Genomic DNA, 20280 nt, shown 5'->3' with positions numbered 1-20280 from the left:
TTCATAGTTTTGCTAGTAATCGTTTAACTGCCGAGCGTCTATACGCCCGACGTATATCCGGCATCCGTACCTTATAGCTATGGTCTGTATCAAACACTACGGCGCCATGCATATTCGGACATTTGACAGGAGTCATATAATCGGGACCGAACACCACTTTCAAATATGCATCATAATCGCCCGGAGCAGGCACTTGTAACCCCTCAAAAGATAGCATCGTCGTATGGTCAAAGATGTGTTTATCCCATATAAACCTATCTCCTGCAAAGGCCACATGTCCCAATTGCCGACTATCATCCCAAGAATGTTGCAACAACAAATCGTCTACATACTGATATAGTTGGGCAAATCCATACTTCATCACCTGGCGACGCCACCAGTACTTGCGAAACAACAGCCCTAAACGCCCTGAGAGCAAGATGGGATAATCTATCGACTTGAGACATCTCAAACGTCTGCGGACATTCTTAACCAGCTGCTTTCGTTCTACCATATCATCGGGCATGCCATCAAGGATGAATATATCTATAAATATTCCTTGGTTATAAGGACGGTAACAATCGCTCGGACGCACAGCCGTGGTATTACTATTACGCAACTGAGCGTGCCCACAACAATAATGTTCATCATTATAAGGAGTCTGCAAAAAGTAAGGCGCCTCCAATTCCTTAGCACAGATAAGCCGCAACTTTTCATAATCCGGACGAGGCATCGTGACGTCTATATCATCATCCCAAGGGATAAATCCTTGATGACGCACCGCTCCTAGCAACGTACCTCCTTCTATCCATACACGCAAATCGTGCTTCCGGCAAATATCAACGAGTTTTTTAAGCAAATCTAGTTCTATTGCCCAGATTTTTTTCATCTCTACAGAGACGAGGTATCCATCACGATATTCACTATCTAAGTTCATCTTTTAAGTAATTACTTCAGCTGTTCTATTTAGCAACAAAGGTAAACATAAAAAGTGAAAATAAATAGACTATTTGAAACTCTATTATCATTTTGATAATAAAAGCCCCCACTTCTCACTTCAAGCTCGTCTACTTATCCACTCGTTAACTTGTCTACTACTTTGCTGCAAAGCCGAGGCAGCGATGCTGTCTCGGCTTTGCAAGAATGCTGAAGAGGCCATGCAGCAATACTGAGGAACCGCTGCAACAGCCCCACCCCAGCCCTCCCCAAAAGGGGAGGGAGAAGGTTTTAAGTGGACAAGTAGACGAGTTTAGGCTTTAGTTTGTAAGTTTTTGAGTTGATAAGTTATTTAGTTGTGGGACGGGGAAGCTTTATTTCTGTCGCCCTCCCCTCTATGGGAAGGGATGGGGTGGGGCTTCTGTAGGGACGCGACATGTCTCGTCCGCGGGGGAAATTTGCAATCTCTTTACTCCATGATTGTAGTACATATACGCATACCGGAGACTATCTTCGCTTACGTTCGACACCCTCCGACTATGAATAACATGTTTATTCCAATACTTTAGCGAGCTGCCTCATACCTTCGGACGCTCCTTTGGCTATCTGAACGATTCGACCACCAGCTGCATTCACCGGATTTGGGTCGATGAGATAAACCGGAACTTCGGGACGAACATATTGTACCAGTCCGGCAGCCGGATAGACATTGAGCGATGTACCAATAATAACAAAGATATCAGCTTGGTGTGCTGCCACTGCAGCGGGTTCCATCATGGGTACCGATTCACCAAAGAACACGATGAAAGGACGCAACAACGAACCATCTTCGGCCTTGGTTCCGGGTTTTATTTGACAATCATCTTCGGGCAGTTCGCGTATATATCGGTTGTCGTAAGGGGCACGACTAGAGCATACTTTAGACAGTTCTCCATGCAGATGAATGACTCGCGACGACCCCGCTTTCTCGTGTAGATTATCTACATTCTGTGTAACGACAGTTACCTCGAACCGTTTTTCCAACTCGTGGATGAGTAGATGCCCTTCATTGGGTGCCGCCTGATAGAGCTTCTTGCGCAACATATTGTAGAAATTAGTCACCAATGTAGGGTCAGCTTCCCATCCCTCATGGGTAGCAATCTGCTCTACCGGATAGTTCTCCCACAATCCATCATTGCCGCGAAAAGTCTTAAATCCACTCTCCACCGACATCCCTGCTCCAGTTAGAAATACAATATGTTTCATATTTTACAGTTTACGAGTTCTTCAAAGTTAACAAGTGGACGAGCTAACAAGTAGACAAGATACAGCCAAATAGATATACACTTACACATTCTCTAGGCAAATCTACACGCTTACTTGTTAACTTGTCTACTTCTTTACTCCCCCCTTGTTCCCACAAAATTAAGGATTTTTTGGCTATTGTACGAAAGGAAGTAAGATAAAAATGCTAACTTTGCAGGAATATAAGCACATTATTATAATAACAGAAAATAGATTTATGGATAAAGTTAGTTACGCTTTAGGATTGGGCATCGGCCGACAACTGTCTGGAATGGGTGCCGAGGGCTTGAATATCGACGATTTTGCACAGGCTATCAAAGATGTGATTGCCGGCGCAAAGTTACAGCTCGACGATCAAGAAGCGCAAACCATCGTACAGAATTTCTTTGCCGAGAAAGAAGCTCAACAACAAGCGGCTGCCGCAGAAAAGGGTAAAGTGGCTAAAGAAGAGGGCGAAGCTTTCTTGCAAGAGAATGCTGCAAAAGAAGGCGTAAAGACCACAGCTAGCGGTCTGCAATATATGGTATTGCTAGAAGGAAACGGTAAAAGCCCCAAGGCTACCGACCAAGTGGAATGCCACTATCGCGGTACATTGATTGATGGGACACAATTTGACAGCAGCTACGACCGCGGACAGACAGCTACATTCGGCTTGAACCAAGTTATCGCAGGCTGGACTGAAGGTCTCCAATTGATGCAGGAAGGCGCTAAGTATCGCTTCTTCATTCCTTATCAGTTAGGCTATGGCGAACGCGGTGCAGGTGCATCAATTCCTCCATTCGCAGCTTTGATCTTCGACGTAGAACTGATTGCAGTGAAATAAGAAAACTCTAAAAATTCAATTATAAACCAATGAAAAGACTTTCTATCGTAGCCGCATTGGCTATCAGCGTAGCCGCTCTGACATCATGCGGCAACTCAACCCCTAAGGCTGATCTTAAAAATGATGTCGACACCATGAGTTATGCTATGGGTTTGGCACAGACTCAGGGCTTGAAAGAGTATCTAGTAGGTCGTATGCAGATTGATACTACCTATATGGAAGACTTCATCAAGGGTTTGAACGAAGGTGCTAACGCCGGTGATAACAAGAAGAAAGCTGCTTACTATGCAGGTATTCAGATTGGCCAGCAGATTAGTCAGCAGATGTTCAAGGGTATCAATCACGAAGTTTTCGGCGATGATTCTACCAAGACTATCTCTATGAAGAACTTCATGGCAGGCTTTATCGCTGGTACAACCGGCAAAACCGGCAAGGTGAAAATGACCATTGAGCAGGCTCAAATGACCGCCCAGACATTGATGACACGCATCAAGGGCAAAAACATGGAGAAACAATATGGTCCAAACAAAGAAGCCGGTGAGAAGTTCCTCGCAGCCAACAAGACCAAGGCCGGTGTGAAAACATTACCTAGCGGTGTACAGTATAAGGTCATCAAAGAGGGTAAGGGCGCTATGCCTAAAGACACTTCTATGGTAGAAGTACAGTACGAAGGCAAGACCATCGACGGTAAGGTATTCGACAGTTCTTATCAACGTGGCAACCCTGTTAGCCTCCGTGCCAACCAGGTAATCAAAGGATGGACAGACGCTTTGGTTCACATGCCGGTGGGTTCTGTATGGGAAGTGTACATTCCTCAGAACTTAGCATACGGTGAGCGTGAGCAAGGTACTATCAAACCTTTCTCTGCTTTGATCTTCAAGATTGAATTGCTAAGCGTTAAATAAGTCGCTTACTCACAATATGAGAAACTAACAAACCCTCTTTCCCACTGTGGAGAGGGGGTTTGTTGCATATAAATAAGCATGAAAATGAAAAAGACTATTTTACTATCTATCGCCCTCTTGATGGGCGCACAAGCCTTGACTCTTCAAGCTAAAGACAAAAAGAAGAAGAAAACAACAGCACAACCGGTAGCTACTATCAAACTAGCGACCCCAAGTGACTCAGTGAGTTATGCAGCCGGAATGGCGGCTACGCAAGGCCTCCTCTCTTTTATCAAGCAACAGTATGAAGTAGATACTACTTATATGGCCGACTTCGTACAAGGATTTCGCGATGCATTAAGCCATTCCAACGATCCGAAGTTCAAAGCTTACAATGCTGGTGGACAGATTGCCAACATGGTAAACGAACGCATCATCACCCATGCGCGTACTAGTTTTGAGGGTACTCGCGACTCCATAAGCCAAGATATGTTCCACGCAGGATTCATTGCTGCACTAACCAACGACACCACTTATTACACAGTAGCGGCTGCCGATAAGATGTACCGTGAACGTATGGCAGCCGACCAAGAGCTAAAGAACGCAGCTTACAAGAAAGAGAATGCTGATTGGTTAGCACGTAATGCTACGAAGGAGGGAGTCATCAAACTACCTAGCGGACTACAATACAAAGTATTAAAAGCCGGTACCGGAGCTAAACCTACAGAGAAACAAGAGGTAACGGTGAAGTATGTGGGCAAGTTGATTGACGGTACCGAATTCGACAACAGTTACAATCGTAATCCACAAACAACATCTTTCCGTTGCAATCAAGTAATCAAAGGTTGGACAGAGGCATTAACCATGATGCCTATAGGTAGCAAATGGGAGTTGTTTATTCCCCAAGAGTTGGGCTATGGCGAACGTCAAGCCGGAAAGATAAAACCTTATTCTACACTTGTATTCACCGTAGAATTGGTTGGAATTAAGGACTAAGCAAGAAAGAAAAGAATCGTATTATAAGCCTACAACAAAAAAAGAGCGAACCCAAATGGATTCGCTCTTTTTATATGAATGATAATTCTAGATTACTCTGTAACCTGAACTGTAGCACGACGGTTGAATGAGATAGGTGACAAATCGTTCACACCACCCTTTGCAGCTGTCTTAATCTTGCTACGTTCGATACCCATATTGTTGACAAGTTCATCAGCAACAACTTTAGCACGCTGCTCTGACAACCACTGGTTGTGTTTAACTGAACCGGTAGCACTGTCTGCATAACCTGTAACAAGAAGGTTAGAATTGTTCTCTCTAGCATACTTAGCCAACGCACGAACGTTTACTAAATCTTTCTTAGAAGCAATATTTGTCTTATCAATATTAAAGAATACCGAAATAGGAGTTGCAATGAATTCTTTCACAGAAGTATTCTCTGCAGGCTTATTCAACATCTCTTTCAGACGAGCATTCTCATCATTGAGGTTGTTAATTTGTGCATCCTTGTCATTAAGTTGATTACGCAAGTCGTTGATTTGAGAAGTTAAGCCGTCAATTACGTTAGGATCACAAGGCTCAACAAGCGTAAAATGATGTTCACCGTTAGAACTCTTGAAGTGGTAAGTAAGACCTGCCATCAATTCAATATTGCTATGGTTTATATCGAAACGAGCACCGTTGTTGTGCTGAACGGCAAAGCCATCCATATCCCAAACGATAGCCGGCTTCACAGAGAGAGTCCAAGCTTTCTTCTCACCCAAGTTGAATAGGAAGTTCAAACCAGCCTTTGTAATCCAAGAATCGCGGCCATCGCTGAAGCTATTGTTCAACACATTGCCCTGAGCATCTTTATAAGCTGTTCCGGGATTACCATTATTGATATACTCAATATGGTCTGAATTGAAGTAATAACGCCAACCCACACCCAATACACCTTCTAACTCAAATGTACGAGGAGTATCCTTGTAGCCTCCAAAGAAGTTCATCAAGTTTAACTTTGCCAAGAAAACGAGGTCGTTGTAATCTACAACTGTCTTGCTATCCGTCCAGTTAACTCCCGCATGATCTTGAATAGCGAGTCCAAAAGCAGGGGAAATCATCTTAGTTAATTCCGCACCAAAGATAGGACGCATGCCTCCCCAAAAAGCTCCTTGTTTGAAAGCTTTATTAGAACCGGGAACTTGATCCAAATGGCTAGTAGCTGTTGTACCACCAACTTCAATTCCAAGAGACCAGTTATCAAAGAACTTGTTACCCACAAATCCTTGTGCGCTTGCGCTCAGTGTTATAACACTGGCTGCAATAATAGAAAGTATCTTACGCATAATGTAAATAAATAAAATAATAAAAGTACCCCAGACTTAAATCTTGTACTACTTGCTTAATTAAAATTATGGGACAAAATTACAACAATTCTTATAATAGTACAACTTTTTTAACTATAAAGAACGCATTTGATTGAATTATAGAAAGAATCGGACTATTTTGCTCCATAAAAAACTAAATTACTCTTTCAAAAAATTACTAAGCAGAGTTAAGATCAACAAAAAAGCAGGGCACCTATGCAAACTTGGCATAGATACACTGCTCATCTATTAAAAATCACTGACTTTATATTACATATAACCAAGCCAACGCAATATATCGTTGAGATTGGCAAGTACCATCAGCAGCATCAAAATACCAATACCTACGTATTCGGCACGTATCATGAAATTCTCACTTGGTTTGCGTCGCGTTATCATCTCGTAGAGAAGGAACAACACATGTCCGCCATCAAGTGCCGGAATCGGCAGGATATTCATGAAAGCCAAGATGATACTGAGGAAAGCAGTCATCAACCAAAAGACATGCCAATCCCATGTTGGAGGGAACAGACTGCCTATAGCACCGAATCCACCGAGGCTCTTTGCACCGTCGGCAGTGAACACATACTTCATATCGCTGACATATCCCGACAATACATCCCAACCATATCGTACTCCGGCAGGGAAACTCTCGAAGAATCCATAAGTCACATGTGTCTCTTGATAAGTATCGAAGAGATTCTTCACAATGAATCCCAACTTCAAATCGGAAGTCAATATAGTATTGACGGTATCAAGTTTTTCGATGCCGGCTTTCTTGACTACGAAGGATGCCGTGCGTACTTTCAGACTATCCTGAGGAGTCTTTGCATCCATCATCACATCGGACAAGCGCCCCAATTCTCCCATAAATTCATTGTAAGAATCAACAGCCTTGCCATTGACAGCGACCATCACATCGCCCTTAGCAAGCCCTATCTTGGCAGCAGGAGAACCTGCCAACACGCTATCTACTTGTGCCGGGACGAAAGGAGACACGAACCGAGGTTCCGTCTTCAACATACCAAGCAGATTAATCTCGCCCGGAAGAGGCAGCGTCATGGCCTTTCCATCACGAACAATGCGCACGCTTTGCGCCTCAGAAAGATCGCGGAACAAGTCGGCTCCGTAGTCTTTGAAATCACCTTTCTCCGTACCTATTAATATATCATGGTCGTGGAAGCCCAAAACTTTGGCTTCCTTATTGAACTTCATACCCATGGTCATATCCTTGACAGCCACATACGATTCTCCCCAATGGAACAAAACCATCGAATAGATAAACAGAGCCAACAAGAAATTCACCAACACTCCACCTATCATAATAAGGAGTCGTTGCCACGCAGGCTTCGTTCTGAACTCCCAAGGCTCGGCCGGTTTCTTCATTTGTTCGGTGTCGAAGCTCTCGTCTATCATTCCGGAGATCTTACAATATCCACCAAGTGGGAGCCAACCTATACCGTATGTCGTATCACTCTTGCGCGGTTTAAACTGGAAAAGATGAAACCAAGGGTCGAAAAAGAGGTAGAATTTCTCAACACGAACACCGAAAAGTTTAGAGAAAAAGAAGTGCCCACCCTCATGGAGCAGCACTAGTAACGAGATTGCCAACATGAATTGTAGCAGTCTTATCAGAAATATTTCCATTGTCTATAGTTGTTTGGACTAAATGAATGATTCTATTTATTATTAAAATTTCGTTGCCATCAACTCGCCGGCAATAGCACGTGCTTGCGCATCCGAAGCTACATAAGTCTCATAGGTAGGCGTAGCATCGAAAGTAGCTTGCTGCATGGTCTGCTCTATAATGTCGGCCATGCCCAAGAATGAGCACTTATCACGACGGAAACCTTCGTTTACTACCTCATTAGCGGCATTCAAGATACACGGCATATTACCACCTTTTTGAATGGCATCATAGGCCAATGCCAAGCATTTAAACTTATTCACATCCGGTTCAAAGAACTCCAACGGCTGCTTGAACAAGTCCAATCGGTCGCCATTCAGAGGCAGACGATCGGGGAAAGAGAATGCATACTGGATGGGAAGTCGCATATCAGGCACACCCAATTGAGCTTTCACGCCACCATCAGCGAACTGTACCGCACTGTGAACGATGCTCTGTGGATGGATAAGCACTTGAATCTTATCGGCCGGAACACCGAACAACCACTTCGCTTCCATCACTTCGAAGCCCTTATTCATCAACGATGCCGAGTCGATAGTTATCTTCGCACCCATCTCCCACGTCGGATGTCGGAGTGCATCTGCGGCTGTCACGCGGGCTATCTGCTCACTCGTGAACTTGCGGAAAGGCCCACCGGAGCAGGTCAGCAGTATCTTCTCGATTTCATTATGGTCTTCGCCGACGAGGCTTTGGAATATGGCACTGTGCTCACTATCGACGGGCAGGATGGGCGCATGGTATTCTTGAGCCAACCGGCAAATCAATTCTCCGGCCACAACCAGCGTCTCCTTATTGGCCAGACAAATTTTCTTACGTGCCTTGATGGCATGAATGGTCGGTGCCAGTCCGGCATATCCCACCATCGCCGTGAGCACCATGTCTATCGGTTCGGCCTCGACGATCTGCTCCAGAGCCTCCCGTCCGGCATAAACTTTGATGTCCGGTTGGTCTGAGAGTAATTCCTTCAGCCTCTCATAATGAGCATCATTGCCGATAACCACTGCTGCCGGACGAAACTTGCGAGCCTGCGCCGCCAGTTCGTCCACGCGGTTATTGGCCGTCAGGCAATACACTTCGTATAGGTCGCTATGCTGTTCGATAACGTCGAGTGCCTGTGTTCCGATGCTACCCGTAGAACCGAGGATACATATTTGTTTCTTCATATTGTCGTTTCTCTTATTCATCCAGCCACATGATACCATCGGGTATCATCAGGCTTATTTCGTGTTTGTCGTGGTCAACGCCTGCTATCAGGTCGTCGGATGCAGGGAGGAGTATCTCCTTCCCGTCCGGAGCAAGCACTTCAAAAAGCGTATTGATAGTGGTGTCGTCCACATGCCGGATGATTCCTACAGCTTCCCCGTCATGCGAATTGCGCACCGTCCAGCCGATAATCTCAGCCCATGTCACGTTTTCCGCATCCGAATCAGACAGATGTCGAGGGAAGAATACGATGCTACCGGTGAGCTGTCGAGCCTGCTCCTGCGTCTCAATATCGCAGAATTTCACCAATGCCGTCTCTTCACCGTGGAACCGATACTCTTCCATAAAGAAAGGTACGAGGATTCCATCCATCTCCAAGACGAGGTAATCTGCCTCCACCCGGTCGAAGACATCGTCGGTGAAAGACATCGAAACCTCTCCTTTCACCCCATGAGGCTTGCCTATCTTACCTATCTTATATACGTCTTCAGTCTTAATCATCCACACGAGTTATTTTAGCTCCGAGCGAGTTGAGACGCTCTTCTATATTCTCATAGCCACGATCTATCTGTGCAATATTGGCTATCTTGCTTGTTCCCGACGCGCTCAATGCAGCTATCAGCAACGCGATACCGGCGCGAATATCGGGGCTGGTCATTCTTCCGGCCCTCAAAGTACGCTTACGGTCATGTCCGATAACGACAGCCCGATGGGGATCGCACAAGATAATCTGTGCTCCCATATCTATCAATTTATCGACAAAAAACAATCTACTTTCAAACATCTTCTGATGGAACAGCACACTACCACGGGCTTGTGTAGCCACAACCAACAATACCGACAATAGGTCGGGAGTCAATCCCGGCCACGGAGCATCGGCCAATGTCATGATGGTACCGTCTATAAAAGAGTCTATCTCATAGTGGTTGGTAGGCGGAATCCATAGATCATCGCCCTCAATCTTGACTTTCACACCTAGTCGGCGGAACGCATCGGGAATAATACCTAGGTCGCGTACTGATACATCTTTGATTCTGATACCATCGCCACACATGGCCGCCATACCGACAAACGACCCCACTTCTATCATGTCCGGCAATATACGATGTGTCGCACCATGCAACGATGATACGCCAACGACTGTCAATAAATTGCTACCAATGCCACTGATACAAGCTCCCATCGCATTGAGCAGATGGCAAAGTTGCTGAATATAGGGTTCGCATGCAGCATTATAGATAGTCGTCGTACCCATAGCAAGCACAGCCGCCATGATGATATTGGCCGTACCTGTGACCGAAGCCTCATCCAAGAGCATATAGCATCCCTTCAATTTGCGAGCTTCTATATGAAATACCTCGCGCTCGTCTTCACGCGAAAACTTCGCACCAAGATATTTAAAACCTAGGAAATGGGTGTCCAAACGACGTCGACCAATCTTGTCTCCACCGGGTTTAGCCACCGTAGCTTTACCAAATCGCCCAAGCAACGGGCCTATCATCAGCACGCTACCACGCAAAGCTGCACAGGCTTTCACAAACTCCAAACTGTCCAAGTAGCTCAAATCCAGTTCATCGGCTTGGAATGTGTAGTCGTTCTTATTGTGCCGTGTCACTTTCACCCCTATCGTCTGTAACAACTTAATCAAATTGTTTACATCCTGAATATCCGGGATATTATTTATTCTAACAGCTTCCGGGGTCAGCAACGTGGCACAGATTACCTCCAACGCCTCATTCTTTGCACCTTGCGGTTTAATGGTTCCTTGGAGTTTATGCCCTCCTTCTATCACAAAAGACTCCATTATTTCCTCTTTCGCTTGTTATTAGTAGTCTGGGGCTCGCGGTCGATAATCTTATCAAACTTGAATGTAGACAAGTCTAATTGCACTTTACCGTCAGTAAAACGCGCCAAATCCGACGCTACTTTCTCGTCATCAATGGAGCCATGACTCCACTGTACCAAATTACGTTTCATTTGGTTGGCCGTTAAGCGAATCAATTCATCACGTTCCACACCCTCCTCCATGGTCTTCAATTTCTCAAACACCTCGAACAGCATATAGCCATAATGGCGTACCGGAATCGACTTCATCGGATAACTCACAGGCGTAGGTTTGTCGCCCATCTTCACTGCTTCTGTCACATCGAAAGGATAGTCTACATCTAGCTTAAAGTCGCTCATGATAGCTAGATGATCCCACAACTTTTGCAAATAGTCTTGAGTATCGTGGTTTTGCGGAAACATTCTATCCATGATGGCAATGATGGATTCAGCACACTGTTGGCGCTCTTCCTTCGTAGGGAGTCCTACCGCATAGTCTACCATGCTTTGTATCTCTCGCCCGTATTCCGGAAGTTTCAAGCGTTCGCGCTGGGTATTATAGTCTAATCCTTGGATATTCATGAAATGGATTTTTTGGTTTTTGCTTATCTTACAACAATTTCTTCGGCATCTTTGCCACAAAGTCCTTCAGATAGAAAGGCACAAAATAGGCCACATCTTCAAAACGTTGCTCAGCCATAGCTTTCTCTGCCAAGGGCAACATGTATTTAGCCAACGGCTCTACGTCCTTGATGAGACGGGCATTGGGGTGATTGATAGACTCCATACACTTTGCTGCACCATTGCCAAAGAAGTACACCGGACCACGTTCCAAGTATTCCTTATACGTATCGGCATCCACTATATCGGCTTGAATAGGACGTATTTCTTTCAATGCACGGTCATTTACCTGAGCATACACTTCCATCCTTCGAGCATCGAGCATCGGTACGAGCAAAGCATTCTCTTCTTCCATCTGTTCTTTCAACAATACCGGAACACACAGTAGCTGCAAGGTCGGTATAGCGATGAGTTTAGCCGAACGGCCAAAGCAAATGCCTTTAGCCATACTGACACCGATACGCAGACCGGTATACGAACCGGGGCCACAGCTCACAGCGACCGCATCGAGCTGTATACCCTGCTCGTCGATATATGCCAAAGCCTCGTCTACGAACACTCCGAGCTTCACTGCGTGATTAGGACCACTATGGTCTTCTTGATTAAAGATACAATCTCCATCGCGTCCTACGGACACCGAGCAAACATCGGTGCTCGTCTCGATATTTAATATACACGACATAACTACAAATATATTCTAAATAAAGCGCAAATTTACAGATTTTTCCTGCAATTTTCTTACTTTTGCAGAAATTTAACGCGATTCGAATTATGATACAATCTATGACCGGTTACGGCAAATCTGTCGCAATCTACAACGAGAAGAAGATTCATGTAGAAATCAAATCTCTTAATAGTAAATCACTTGATCTATCCACTCGCATCGCCCCACTCTACCGTGAGAAGGAGATGGAGATACGTCAGATTATCACACAGGCATTGCAACGAGGCAAGATAGATTTCTCTATTTGGATTGAGAAAGATGCTGCACTCGACGCCACTCCCATCAATGCGGCACTGGTAGAGAACTATTACAAACAACTCAAGCAGATTTCTGCCACTGCCGGCATCCCCGAACCACAGGATTGGTACAACACATTGATGCGCATGCCCGACGTCACTACACGCACAGAAGTAGAAGTATTGTCCGACGACGAATGGGCCGTAGCTCTCCAAACTATCAACGAAGCCATCGACGCCCTCGTGGAATTCCGCCACCAAGAAGGTGCTGCACTGCAACAGAAGTTTACCGAAAAGGTGGACAACATCCAACAACTGCTTACCAGTATCGAACCTTATGAGCAGGCACGCGTTGAGAAAATCAAGGCTAACATTGTCAAAGGACTGGAACAAATACCCAGTGTGACTTACGACACCAACCGTTTGGAGCAGGAACTCATCTACTATATCGAGAAATTAGATATCAATGAAGAGAAGCAACGACTCACCAATCACCTCAAATACTTCCGCGAAACAATGGCCGAAGAAGGACCGATAGGTAAAAAGTTGGGCTTCATCGCTCAGGAGATGGGGCGCGAAATCAACACCACTGGGTCCAAGAGCAATCAGGCGGAGATGCAAAATATCGTCGTCAAGATGAAAGATGAGTTGGAGCAAATCAAGGAACAAGTGCTAAATGCACTGTAAAAACCTCCCCCAACCCCTCCCAAGGAGGGGAGTGCCTACGGGGAACTAACATCTCTTACTTTCTCTTTAGAATGAGGAAGACCTACAGGGGACAATCCTCACTTAACCTCTTCCAACAAAGGAGAACTGCCAAAGGACATCTCCAACCTTCTCTTTAAAAGAGGAAAACCTATAGGAGACAAACCTCACTTTGTCTCTTTCTACAAGGGAGAACTGCAAAGAGACATAGTATCAACACCTCCCAAAGAAAGGGTAGACCAACAGATTCATAATAATCCCCATGATGAAACACTCTGATAATATACCAAACGATGCATGCAGTGAGGGACCTTATGGTTACTTCACCTCAAAAACAGGCAACTACGAATTACTACGTCGTGCGGCAAAGAGTAACAGGCGATACCCTACAACTTCTGAATTCCTTTTATGGCAATATCTTCGAGGTAAGCAATTAGGTGTAAGATTACGTAGGCAACATCCCATTGGAGATTACATTCCAGACTTTGTTTGTCTATCACATAATCTCATCATAGAAGTTGATGGAGGCTATCATTACGTTAATGGTCAGCCATTGAACGATGCCGAACGAACTGAATATCTCCACCAAAAGGGCTTTCAAGTCATTCGGTTTACTAACGAAGAGGTAAATACAGCTCCCGAAGTAGTCATTCAAAAAAATCAAAAAGGCACTACAAATAAATCCAAATTACAAAGAGCGACATCGTTTAGACCAACCAAAAGAACATGACATAATATCAACAGATATGAATGATTCCACAAGAATAAAGACTAAATCTACAGTCGAAAGTATTGAACCTAAGGACACAATGTCATCACTTCCCTTCTCAGGAAAGACTTGTTCCCGTAGGCTCTCCCCTCCTTGGGAGGGGTCGGAGGAGGTTAAAGGCCGACTCCTCATCTTCTCTGCGCCATCCGGCAGTGGCAAGAGTACTATTATCAATTGGCTCATGACGAAACATCCGGAACTTAATCTGGCATTCTCCATCAGCTGTACCAGCAGGGCACCACGAGGTACAGAACAAGACGGAGTGGAATATTTTTTCCTCACGCCCGATGAGTTTCGTGCCAAGATTGCAGCCGACGAGTTCCTCGAATACGAAGAAGTTTATCAAGACAGATTCTATGGTACGCTCAAATCGCAGGTAGAGAAGCAGTCCGCTGCCGGCCAAAATGTGGTGTTTGATGTCGACGTCAAGGGTGGATGCAACATCAAACAATTCTATGGCGACCGTGCCATGAGCCTGTTCATCCAACCACCTTCCATCGATGCTTTGCGCCAACGACTCGTCGGTCGTAACACCGATGCGCCTGAAGTCATAGAACAACGTCTCGCACGTGCGGCTTACGAACTCGCCTTTGCACCTTGTTTCGACCATGTCATCATCAACGATGACCTCGACAAAGCGAAACAAGAGACCTACCAACTCATCAAAGATTTCCTAGGAATATGAATTCCGCAAGCTCACCCATTCGCACCGGTATCTATGGCGGTTCGTTCAATCCCATCCATATCGGACACGTTGCGCTGGCTAAACAGATACTCAAAGCAGCCAATCTCGACGAGGTTTGGTTTGTCGTCTCACCCCAGAATCCTTTCAAACGGCAGCGAGACTTGATGCCCGACGAGCAACGACTGGAATGGGTGCGCCAAGCCTTGGCCGATGAGCCACAACTCTTTGTCTCCGATTACGAGTTCCACTTACCCAAGCCTTCGTATACCTGGAACACGCTACAACACCTACATCACGACTATCCCAACCGACAATTCTGTCTCATTATTGGTGCCGACAACTGGCTCAGTTTTCCACAATGGGCACATCATGAAGATATTCTGCGCGACCACGACATCTTCATTTATCCTCGTCGCAACAATCCTATTGACGCCACTACCTTGCCATCCAATGTCCATCTGCTCAAAACTGAACTCTACGACACCAGTAGTAGCGAAATTCGCAGGCGTATGCAAGCCGGTGAGAACGTCGACCAATGGTTGCCATTCAGGCTAAAATAAGTTTCATATAGATAATGCGGGCTTCGTTTCCCGACATCTAACACAACACTGAAAAACCATAGCAGCAAGCCCATGAATACATCGTTTAATAATACCTACGTGCCAATTGGCGAATAGCTTGCATGTTTGGGACGGCATAACCCAGTGCATTGCGACGGATAAAGAGTTGTGGATCGAATAATTCGCACCCGTTACAGTTGGCCGGAAGTTCTATAACCACCTCAATAATTTCGGGTTGTATGGCTAACAGACTGCCTTCGGGGAACCAATCGCGATGACGTATATAGTTCCAAATCAGCTCTGTTAAGTTTACAATATAAGACTTTGCATCCTGAAATCTTTTCTGTATCATAGTCTCTTATTTTGGGTTTCGAGACAAAGATAAGTCATCTGAAGCTGCAAACAAACAATACGCTCCATCTTTTCTAATAGTTTTTGAGACGTTAAGAAAAGGTATAAAAAGCGTCTTAAAATATCGAAATGTACCCGACTTCGTGGAAAAATAATTATCTTTGCATGCAGAGCAATAAGAAAAAACTTGCCCACAAGGGAGCAAGAAAGTAACGAAGGACAAAGAACATTATGGTAAATCACAAGATTTATGAGCCCAACGACCGGATGATTAGTCTCATTAGCGACAACCGAGAAGTGTTGCAAAGCTTAGGAAGTTTCGGTATTAACCTTGGATTTGGCGACAAAACAGTAAAAGAAGTCTGCGAAGAACAACACGTAGATACATTTACTTTCTTGACAATTGTCAACTTTACCATCAACGGTTATAAAAATACGGCGAGTATAGACAAGATCCATATCCCCACGTTATTGAAACACTTGAGAGCTTGTCATGAGTATTATTTGGGATTCCAGTTGCCCACTATCCGTGAGCAATTGGTGGAATCGGTGACTCCCGACGACAAAATTGGGCAGTTGATTCTTTCTTTGTTCGACGATTTCTCGCGTTTGATGCATCGCCACATGAAGTATGAAGAGCGCAACGTGTTCCCTTATATCGAGAAATTGATAGCTAACCAGATGCCTACCGACTACGATATAGAAACCTATTCTACACACCATGAGCCTACCGACGACAAACTCCATGAGCTGAAAGACATCATCATCAAGTATCTGCCTAGCAACGGGTTGCTCAACAACAAACTCATGGCCACCCTCTATAAACTATATAGTAACGAGGAATGGTTGAAGCAACACACACGCGTGGAAGACGAGATCATGGTGCCGGCTATTCGACTTTACGAAGAGAAAATAGGCAAAAATGCCATCAGCAGCAACATCGAAGCCATGCTCACCAAAGCTCCTCATGCCAAAGATGCACTGAGTGAGCGAGAGAAAGACATTGTTATCTGCATCGTACAGGGCATGACCAACCAAGAGATAGCCGGCCATTTGTTTATCTCTTTCAACACCGTCATCACGCACAGACGCAACATTGCCCGCAAACTACAGATTCATTCATCGGCCGGACTCACCATCTATGCCATCGTGAACAATCTAGTAGACATCTCGAACGTGAAACTATAAAGCCCTATCCTAGTCCTACTCAACAAGGAAACAGAACTGTTATACCCCCATAAGAGATGCGACCATATGGACGTTTCTCGCCTCTATGACGAATGTATCTAGCATTCGTCATATTTTCAGATTTCACATCTTTTGACGATTTCCCTTTGTTTATGCAGAGTTTTATCGTTATTTTTGCACAAATAAATACCAATAAACCAACATCTATGAACAAACTTTTCCTTATCGCTGCATTGACTTCTGCGTTGCCGGTATGTGCGAGTAACACCCCGACCGTGCAACCAACATTCACCGAATGGCACGATATGGCAGTCAATCAGGTTAATCGTTTCAAGCTTCATACTAATTACTTTGCCTACGAATCGGCAGAGAAGGCAATGAAAGGCGACATGACCCAGTCGGATAACTATCTTTCATTGCATGGTGCATGGAAGTTTAATTGGGTGGAAAATGCCGACCAACGCCCCACAGACTTCTTCAAAACCGATTACAACGACGCTTCTTGGAAGAGCCTGAACGTCCCCGGTATATGGGAACTAAACGGCTATGGAGACCCTGTCTACATCAATGTGGGCTTCGCATGGCGCGGCCATTTCAAGGACAATCCGCCTCAGGTGCCTATCAAAGACAACCATGTGGGCAGCTATCGTCGCGTTATCAACATCCCCGATAACTGGACGGGGAAACAAGTTATCGCCCATTTCGGCTCCGTGACATCCAACATGTATCTTTGGGTTAACGGTCAATATGTGGGCTACACCGAAGATAGTAAGGTGGCAGCAGAGTTTGATATTACTCCATACTTGAAGAAAGGAGCAAACCTAATAGCTTTCCAAAGCTTCCGTTGGAGTGACGGCTCGTACTGCGAAGACCAAGACTTCTGGCGCTTATCGGGCGTTGCTCGCGAGAGTTATCTATATGCTCGCGATGCCAATGTGCAAATGACGAACATCCGTATCACCCCCGATTTGCAGAACAACTATCAAGATGGCGAGGCTCAGATCAGTGTTGACGTGAAGGGACAACCCATTATCGACTTCCAACTTTACAATGCCAATGGCATAGAAGTGTTGAAATCAGAGACCGACTTCAAGGGAAGAACATCCGGAACAGTGCAATTCTTGCTCCGCAATGTGAAGACTTGGACGGCCGAAAGTCCTTACCTTTACACTCTCGTAGCGACCGTAAAGGACCGCAAAAAGAACGTGAAAGAGGTCATCACACAGAAGATTGGATTCCGTAAAATAGAGATAAAGAATGCCCAATTGCTTGTCAATGGCAAGCCCATCTACATCAAAGGAGCCAACCGACATGAGATGGATCCGGACGGAGGATACGTCGTTAGCCGAGAAAGAATGATTCAAGACATTCAGATTATGAAACGTCTGAACATCAATGCCGTACGTACTTGCCACTATCCCAATGATCCAATGTGGTACGATCTATGCGATGAGTACGGACTATATGTATGTGCCGAGGCCAACCAAGAGAGCCACGGATTCCAGTACGGCGACGATTCGGAGGCCAAGAAACCACTCTTTGCCAAACAGATATTGGAACGCAATCAGCACAATGTAGAGATGCACGTGAACCATCCAAGCATCATCTACTGGAGTTTGGGTAACGAAACAGTTGATGGACCAAACTTTACGGCAGCCTACCAGTGGATTAAAAACTTTGATAGTAGCCGTCCTATACAGTGGGAACGTGCTGAGAAAGGTGCCAACACCGACTTCTATTGTCCGATGTATCGCACTCCCGCAGCATGCGAAAAATACGCTCTCAGTACAGCACCCGAAGACCAAAAGCCACTCATTCAGTGCGAATACAACCACACCATGGGTAATTCGGGCGGTGGACTCAAAGACTATTGGGAACTCGTCCGCAAATATCCGAAATTCCAAGGTGGCTTTATTTGGGACTTCGTAGACCAAGCTCTGCACGGCAAAGACGCCAATGGTGTGAGCATCTATAAATATGGTGGCGATTATAACAACTATGATGGCAGCGACAACAACTTCAATTGCAACGGTATCATTGGCCCCGACCGCCAGCTTAATCCGCATGCTTACGAAGTGGCTTACCAATACCAAAACATATGGGCAGAGCCCGTTGACCTCAAAGCCGGCAAGATTAGCGTGCACAACGAGTACTTCTTCCGCGACTTGAGCAATTATAAACTGGTATGGACTATGACAGAAGACGGTAAAGCTATGCAGACAGGAGAGGTCAACGACCTCAAAGTGGCACCTCAACAGACCGTAGAATACACCCTGCCTTACAATGCTCAAGCCTTCAAGGGAGAGCTTTTGCTCAACCTAAGCTTCGTATTGAAAACTGCAGAACCATTGATGAAAGCCGGCCAAGAAGTGGCTTATCGTCAGCTACACATCACACTCCCGACCTACAACTATGCCGGTCCGGCAGCTGAAGGCAAACTGAAATTGCAGAATAAGAAGAAGGATACACAAATCAGTATCACTGCTAACGGTGTAGATGTGAAAATTGATAAGGCCACAGGTCTGCTCACTTCGTACACTGTCAACGGCACTTCCATGCTCGGTGAAGGCGGTACGTTGAAGCCAAACTTCTGGCGTGCAGTCACTGACAACGATATGGGAGCCCATCTTAACATCGCTTATAAAGCATGGCATCATCCAGTTATGAACCTACAAAGCCTCACCGCAACAAGCGATAAACGCACGGCTACCGTCGTAGCTCGCTACGATATGCCCGAAGTGAAGGCTCAATTGGTACTCAGCTATGTGGTTTATCCCAACGGAGAAATCAAAGTAAATCAGAAGATGACGACCACTCCGGGAGCTAAGGTAAGCAATCTGTTCCGCTTCGGAATGGTACTTCAGATGCCATACGATATGGATCAGTCTGAATACTTTGGTCGTGGACCTATCGAAAACTACCTCGACCGTCGCGAATGTATGAACATCAGTATCAACAAACAGTCGGCCGATGAGCAGTTCTTCTCTTATATTCGCCCACAAGAGAGTGGCACCAAGACTGATATGCGCTGGTGGATACAGTCTACAAAAGCCGGTACAGGCTTGCGCGTGGTATCTGACAATGCTTTCTCGGCAAGTGCTATACACTACAACATCGACGACTTGGACGATGGAGAAGAAAAAGAACAGCGCCATACACAGCAAGTAGCAAAGAGCAAGTACACCAACCTCTTCCTCGACAAGCGCATGGCTGGTGTCGGTGGTATCGACAGTTGGTCGCCTCATGCCAAAGCTATGCCTAAGTACGAAGTGAAGTATGGTAACTTCGACTTCACCACTTGGCTCATTCCTTTGAAATAAACGACAAACCTATAGCGACTTGATAGTCGCCTAACATAAAAGTCCATCTTTTGCGAGATGGACTTTTTTATTGCTTGTTTCAGTAATCTATCGGATAAAAGAGGTATGACCTTTCAGCATGAACATACCTATTTCATTGGCTCATACTGCCCATTA

General features: G+C 45.3%; 19 protein-coding genes. 9 read left to right on the top strand and 10 right to left on the bottom strand.

Features of this window, described 5'->3' with window-relative positions:
• Nucleotide 1: 1 nt before the first annotated feature.
• Entirely contained in the window at nucleotides 2-916 is a 915-nt protein-coding gene (locus HMPREF0671_RS03870; protein WP_052052817.1) for a phosphorylcholine transferase LicD, read from the bottom strand.
• Between the two features lie 551 nt (nucleotides 917-1467).
• Nucleotides 1468-2160: an NAD-dependent deacylase gene (locus HMPREF0671_RS03865; protein ID WP_036896824.1), complete on the bottom strand. Its 693-nt coding sequence runs from the start codon at nucleotides 2158-2160 to the stop codon at nucleotides 1468-1470.
• Between the two features lie 256 nt (nucleotides 2161-2416).
• Here HMPREF0671_RS03865 and HMPREF0671_RS03860 point away from each other — a divergent pair, with 256 nt between their 5' ends.
• From HMPREF0671_RS03860 to HMPREF0671_RS03850, 3 genes are all read left to right on the top strand, one after another.
• Nucleotides 2417-3022, top strand: coding sequence for an FKBP-type peptidyl-prolyl cis-trans isomerase (locus tag HMPREF0671_RS03860; protein WP_036896879.1), 606 nt, complete (start codon nucleotides 2417-2419; stop codon nucleotides 3020-3022).
• A 29-nt stretch (nucleotides 3023-3051) separates the two neighbouring features.
• Nucleotides 3052-3927, top strand: coding sequence for an FKBP-type peptidyl-prolyl cis-trans isomerase (locus HMPREF0671_RS03855; RefSeq protein WP_036896822.1), 876 nt, complete (start codon nucleotides 3052-3054; stop codon nucleotides 3925-3927).
• An 84-nt stretch (nucleotides 3928-4011) separates the two neighbouring features.
• Nucleotides 4012-4902 (top strand): FKBP-type peptidyl-prolyl cis-trans isomerase, encoded by an 891-nt coding sequence (locus HMPREF0671_RS03850; RefSeq protein WP_036896821.1) that lies wholly within the window; start codon nucleotides 4012-4014, stop codon nucleotides 4900-4902.
• A gap of 92 nt (nucleotides 4903-4994) precedes the next feature.
• On the opposite strand, the gene HMPREF0671_RS03845 is transcribed toward HMPREF0671_RS03850, so the two are convergent.
• From HMPREF0671_RS03845 to tsaB, 7 genes are all read right to left on the bottom strand, one after another.
• Nucleotides 4995-6230, bottom strand: a complete 1236-nt coding sequence (locus HMPREF0671_RS03845; protein WP_052052815.1) for an OmpA family protein — start codon at nucleotides 6228-6230, stop codon at nucleotides 4995-4997.
• A 291-nt stretch (nucleotides 6231-6521) separates the two neighbouring features.
• On the bottom strand, nucleotides 6522-7898 hold the full coding sequence (gene rseP / locus HMPREF0671_RS03840) for an RIP metalloprotease RseP (protein ID WP_036896818.1): 1377 nt from the start codon (nucleotides 7896-7898) through the stop codon (nucleotides 6522-6524).
• A gap of 42 nt (nucleotides 7899-7940) precedes the next feature.
• Nucleotides 7941-9101, bottom strand: a complete 1161-nt coding sequence (locus HMPREF0671_RS03835; protein ID WP_036896873.1) for a 1-deoxy-D-xylulose-5-phosphate reductoisomerase — start codon at nucleotides 9099-9101, stop codon at nucleotides 7941-7943.
• A 13-nt stretch (nucleotides 9102-9114) separates the two neighbouring features.
• A complete protein-coding gene (gene rimM, locus HMPREF0671_RS03830) occupies nucleotides 9115-9642 on the bottom strand; it encodes a ribosome maturation factor RimM (protein ID WP_036896816.1) in 528 nt (175 codons plus the stop codon).
• Nucleotides 9635-10945 (bottom strand): UDP-N-acetylglucosamine 1-carboxyvinyltransferase, encoded by a 1311-nt coding sequence (gene murA / locus HMPREF0671_RS03825; protein ID WP_036896814.1) that lies wholly within the window; start codon nucleotides 10943-10945, stop codon nucleotides 9635-9637. Before murA ends, rimM begins: the two co-directional genes overlap by 8 nt.
• Entirely contained in the window at nucleotides 10945-11547 is a 603-nt protein-coding gene (locus tag HMPREF0671_RS03820; RefSeq protein ID WP_036896812.1) for a DUF4290 domain-containing protein, read from the bottom strand. The genes murA and HMPREF0671_RS03820 overlap by 1 nt, the downstream gene beginning before the upstream one ends.
• A 28-nt stretch (nucleotides 11548-11575) precedes the next feature.
• Nucleotides 11576-12268: a tRNA (adenosine(37)-N6)-threonylcarbamoyltransferase complex dimerization subunit type 1 TsaB gene (tsaB, locus tag HMPREF0671_RS03815; protein WP_036896810.1), complete on the bottom strand. Its 693-nt coding sequence runs from the start codon at nucleotides 12266-12268 to the stop codon at nucleotides 11576-11578.
• An 89-nt stretch (nucleotides 12269-12357) separates the two neighbouring features.
• Here tsaB and HMPREF0671_RS03810 point away from each other — a divergent pair, with 89 nt between their 5' ends.
• The 4 genes from HMPREF0671_RS03810 (at nucleotide 12358) to nadD (ending at nucleotide 15265) form a co-directional block, all read left to right on the top strand.
• Nucleotides 12358-13233 (top strand): YicC/YloC family endoribonuclease, encoded by an 876-nt coding sequence (locus HMPREF0671_RS03810; protein ID WP_036896808.1) that lies wholly within the window; start codon nucleotides 12358-12360, stop codon nucleotides 13231-13233.
• Between the two features lie 280 nt (nucleotides 13234-13513).
• On the top strand, nucleotides 13514-13981 hold the full coding sequence (locus HMPREF0671_RS03805) for an endonuclease domain-containing protein (protein WP_232223164.1): 468 nt from the start codon (nucleotides 13514-13516) through the stop codon (nucleotides 13979-13981).
• Nucleotides 13982-13997: 16 nt separating this feature from the next.
• Nucleotides 13998-14705, top strand: a complete 708-nt coding sequence (gene gmk / locus HMPREF0671_RS03800; protein ID WP_232223163.1) for a guanylate kinase — start codon at nucleotides 13998-14000, stop codon at nucleotides 14703-14705.
• Nucleotides 14702-15265 (top strand): nicotinate (nicotinamide) nucleotide adenylyltransferase, encoded by a 564-nt coding sequence (gene nadD / locus HMPREF0671_RS03795; RefSeq protein WP_036896806.1) that lies wholly within the window; start codon nucleotides 14702-14704, stop codon nucleotides 15263-15265. Before gmk ends, nadD begins: the two co-directional genes overlap by 4 nt.
• Nucleotides 15266-15350: 85 nt before the next feature.
• Here the strand turns inward: nadD and HMPREF0671_RS03790 are convergent, their stop codons facing one another.
• Nucleotides 15351-15617, bottom strand: coding sequence for a hypothetical protein (locus HMPREF0671_RS03790; protein WP_036896804.1), 267 nt, complete (start codon nucleotides 15615-15617; stop codon nucleotides 15351-15353).
• 230 nt (nucleotides 15618-15847) lie between these two features.
• Between HMPREF0671_RS03790 and HMPREF0671_RS03785 the strand changes: the two genes are divergently transcribed.
• A complete protein-coding gene (locus tag HMPREF0671_RS03785; RefSeq protein ID WP_036896802.1) occupies nucleotides 15848-16804 on the top strand; it encodes a LuxR C-terminal-related transcriptional regulator in 957 nt (318 codons plus the stop codon).
• Nucleotides 16805-17010: 206 nt separating this feature from the next.
• Nucleotides 17011-20124, top strand: coding sequence for a glycoside hydrolase family 2 TIM barrel-domain containing protein (locus HMPREF0671_RS03780; protein ID WP_036896800.1), 3114 nt, complete (start codon nucleotides 17011-17013; stop codon nucleotides 20122-20124).
• The last annotated feature ends 156 nt before the right edge of the window (nucleotides 20125-20280 follow it).

This window comes from Prevotella sp. S7 MS 2 (assembly GCF_000762865.1).
In the GTDB taxonomy this organism is placed as follows: Bacteria; Bacteroidota; Bacteroidia; order Bacteroidales; family Bacteroidaceae; genus Prevotella.
This window is presented reverse-complemented; position numbering and strand designations above follow the sequence as displayed.

Excerpts from the sequence above, each read along its gene's own strand:
- rimM (WP_036896816.1), bottom strand. The coding sequence starts at position 9,642 with ATGATTAAGACTGAAGACGTATATAAGATAGGTAAGATAGGCAAGCCT.
- murA (WP_036896814.1), bottom strand. The coding sequence starts at position 10,945 with ATGGAGTCTTTTGTGATAGAAGGAGGGCATAAACTCCAAGGAACCATT.
- rseP (WP_036896818.1), bottom strand. The coding sequence starts at position 7,898 with ATGGAAATATTTCTGATAAGACTGCTACAATTCATGTTGGCAATCTCG.
- HMPREF0671_RS03855 (WP_036896822.1), top strand. The coding sequence starts at position 3,052 with ATGAAAAGACTTTCTATCGTAGCCGCATTGGCTATCAGCGTAGCCGCT.
- HMPREF0671_RS03845 (WP_052052815.1), bottom strand. The coding sequence starts at position 6,230 with ATGCGTAAGATACTTTCTATTATTGCAGCCAGTGTTATAACACTGAGC.
- tsaB (WP_036896810.1), bottom strand. The coding sequence starts at position 12,268 with ATGTCGTGTATATTAAATATCGAGACGAGCACCGATGTTTGCTCGGTG.
- HMPREF0671_RS03860 (WP_036896879.1), top strand. The coding sequence starts at position 2,417 with ATGGATAAAGTTAGTTACGCTTTAGGATTGGGCATCGGCCGACAACTG.
- HMPREF0671_RS03790 (WP_036896804.1), bottom strand. The coding sequence starts at position 15,617 with ATGATACAGAAAAGATTTCAGGATGCAAAGTCTTATATTGTAAACTTA.
- HMPREF0671_RS03820 (WP_036896812.1), bottom strand. The coding sequence starts at position 11,547 with ATGAATATCCAAGGATTAGACTATAATACCCAGCGCGAACGCTTGAAA.
- HMPREF0671_RS03850 (WP_036896821.1), top strand. The coding sequence starts at position 4,012 with ATGAAAAAGACTATTTTACTATCTATCGCCCTCTTGATGGGCGCACAA.
- HMPREF0671_RS03835 (WP_036896873.1), bottom strand. The coding sequence starts at position 9,101 with ATGAAGAAACAAATATGTATCCTCGGTTCTACGGGTAGCATCGGAACA.
- HMPREF0671_RS03810 (WP_036896808.1), top strand. The coding sequence starts at position 12,358 with ATGATACAATCTATGACCGGTTACGGCAAATCTGTCGCAATCTACAAC.
- HMPREF0671_RS03865 (WP_036896824.1), bottom strand. The coding sequence starts at position 2,160 with ATGAAACATATTGTATTTCTAACTGGAGCAGGGATGTCGGTGGAGAGT.
- HMPREF0671_RS03805 (WP_232223164.1), top strand. The coding sequence starts at position 13,514 with ATGATGAAACACTCTGATAATATACCAAACGATGCATGCAGTGAGGGA.
- HMPREF0671_RS03870 (WP_052052817.1), bottom strand. The coding sequence starts at position 916 with ATGAACTTAGATAGTGAATATCGTGATGGATACCTCGTCTCTGTAGAG.
- HMPREF0671_RS03785 (WP_036896802.1), top strand. The coding sequence starts at position 15,848 with ATGGTAAATCACAAGATTTATGAGCCCAACGACCGGATGATTAGTCTC.
- nadD (WP_036896806.1), top strand. The coding sequence starts at position 14,702 with ATGAATTCCGCAAGCTCACCCATTCGCACCGGTATCTATGGCGGTTCG.
- gmk (WP_232223163.1), top strand. The coding sequence starts at position 13,998 with ATGAATGATTCCACAAGAATAAAGACTAAATCTACAGTCGAAAGTATT.
- HMPREF0671_RS03780 (WP_036896800.1), top strand. The coding sequence starts at position 17,011 with ATGAACAAACTTTTCCTTATCGCTGCATTGACTTCTGCGTTGCCGGTA.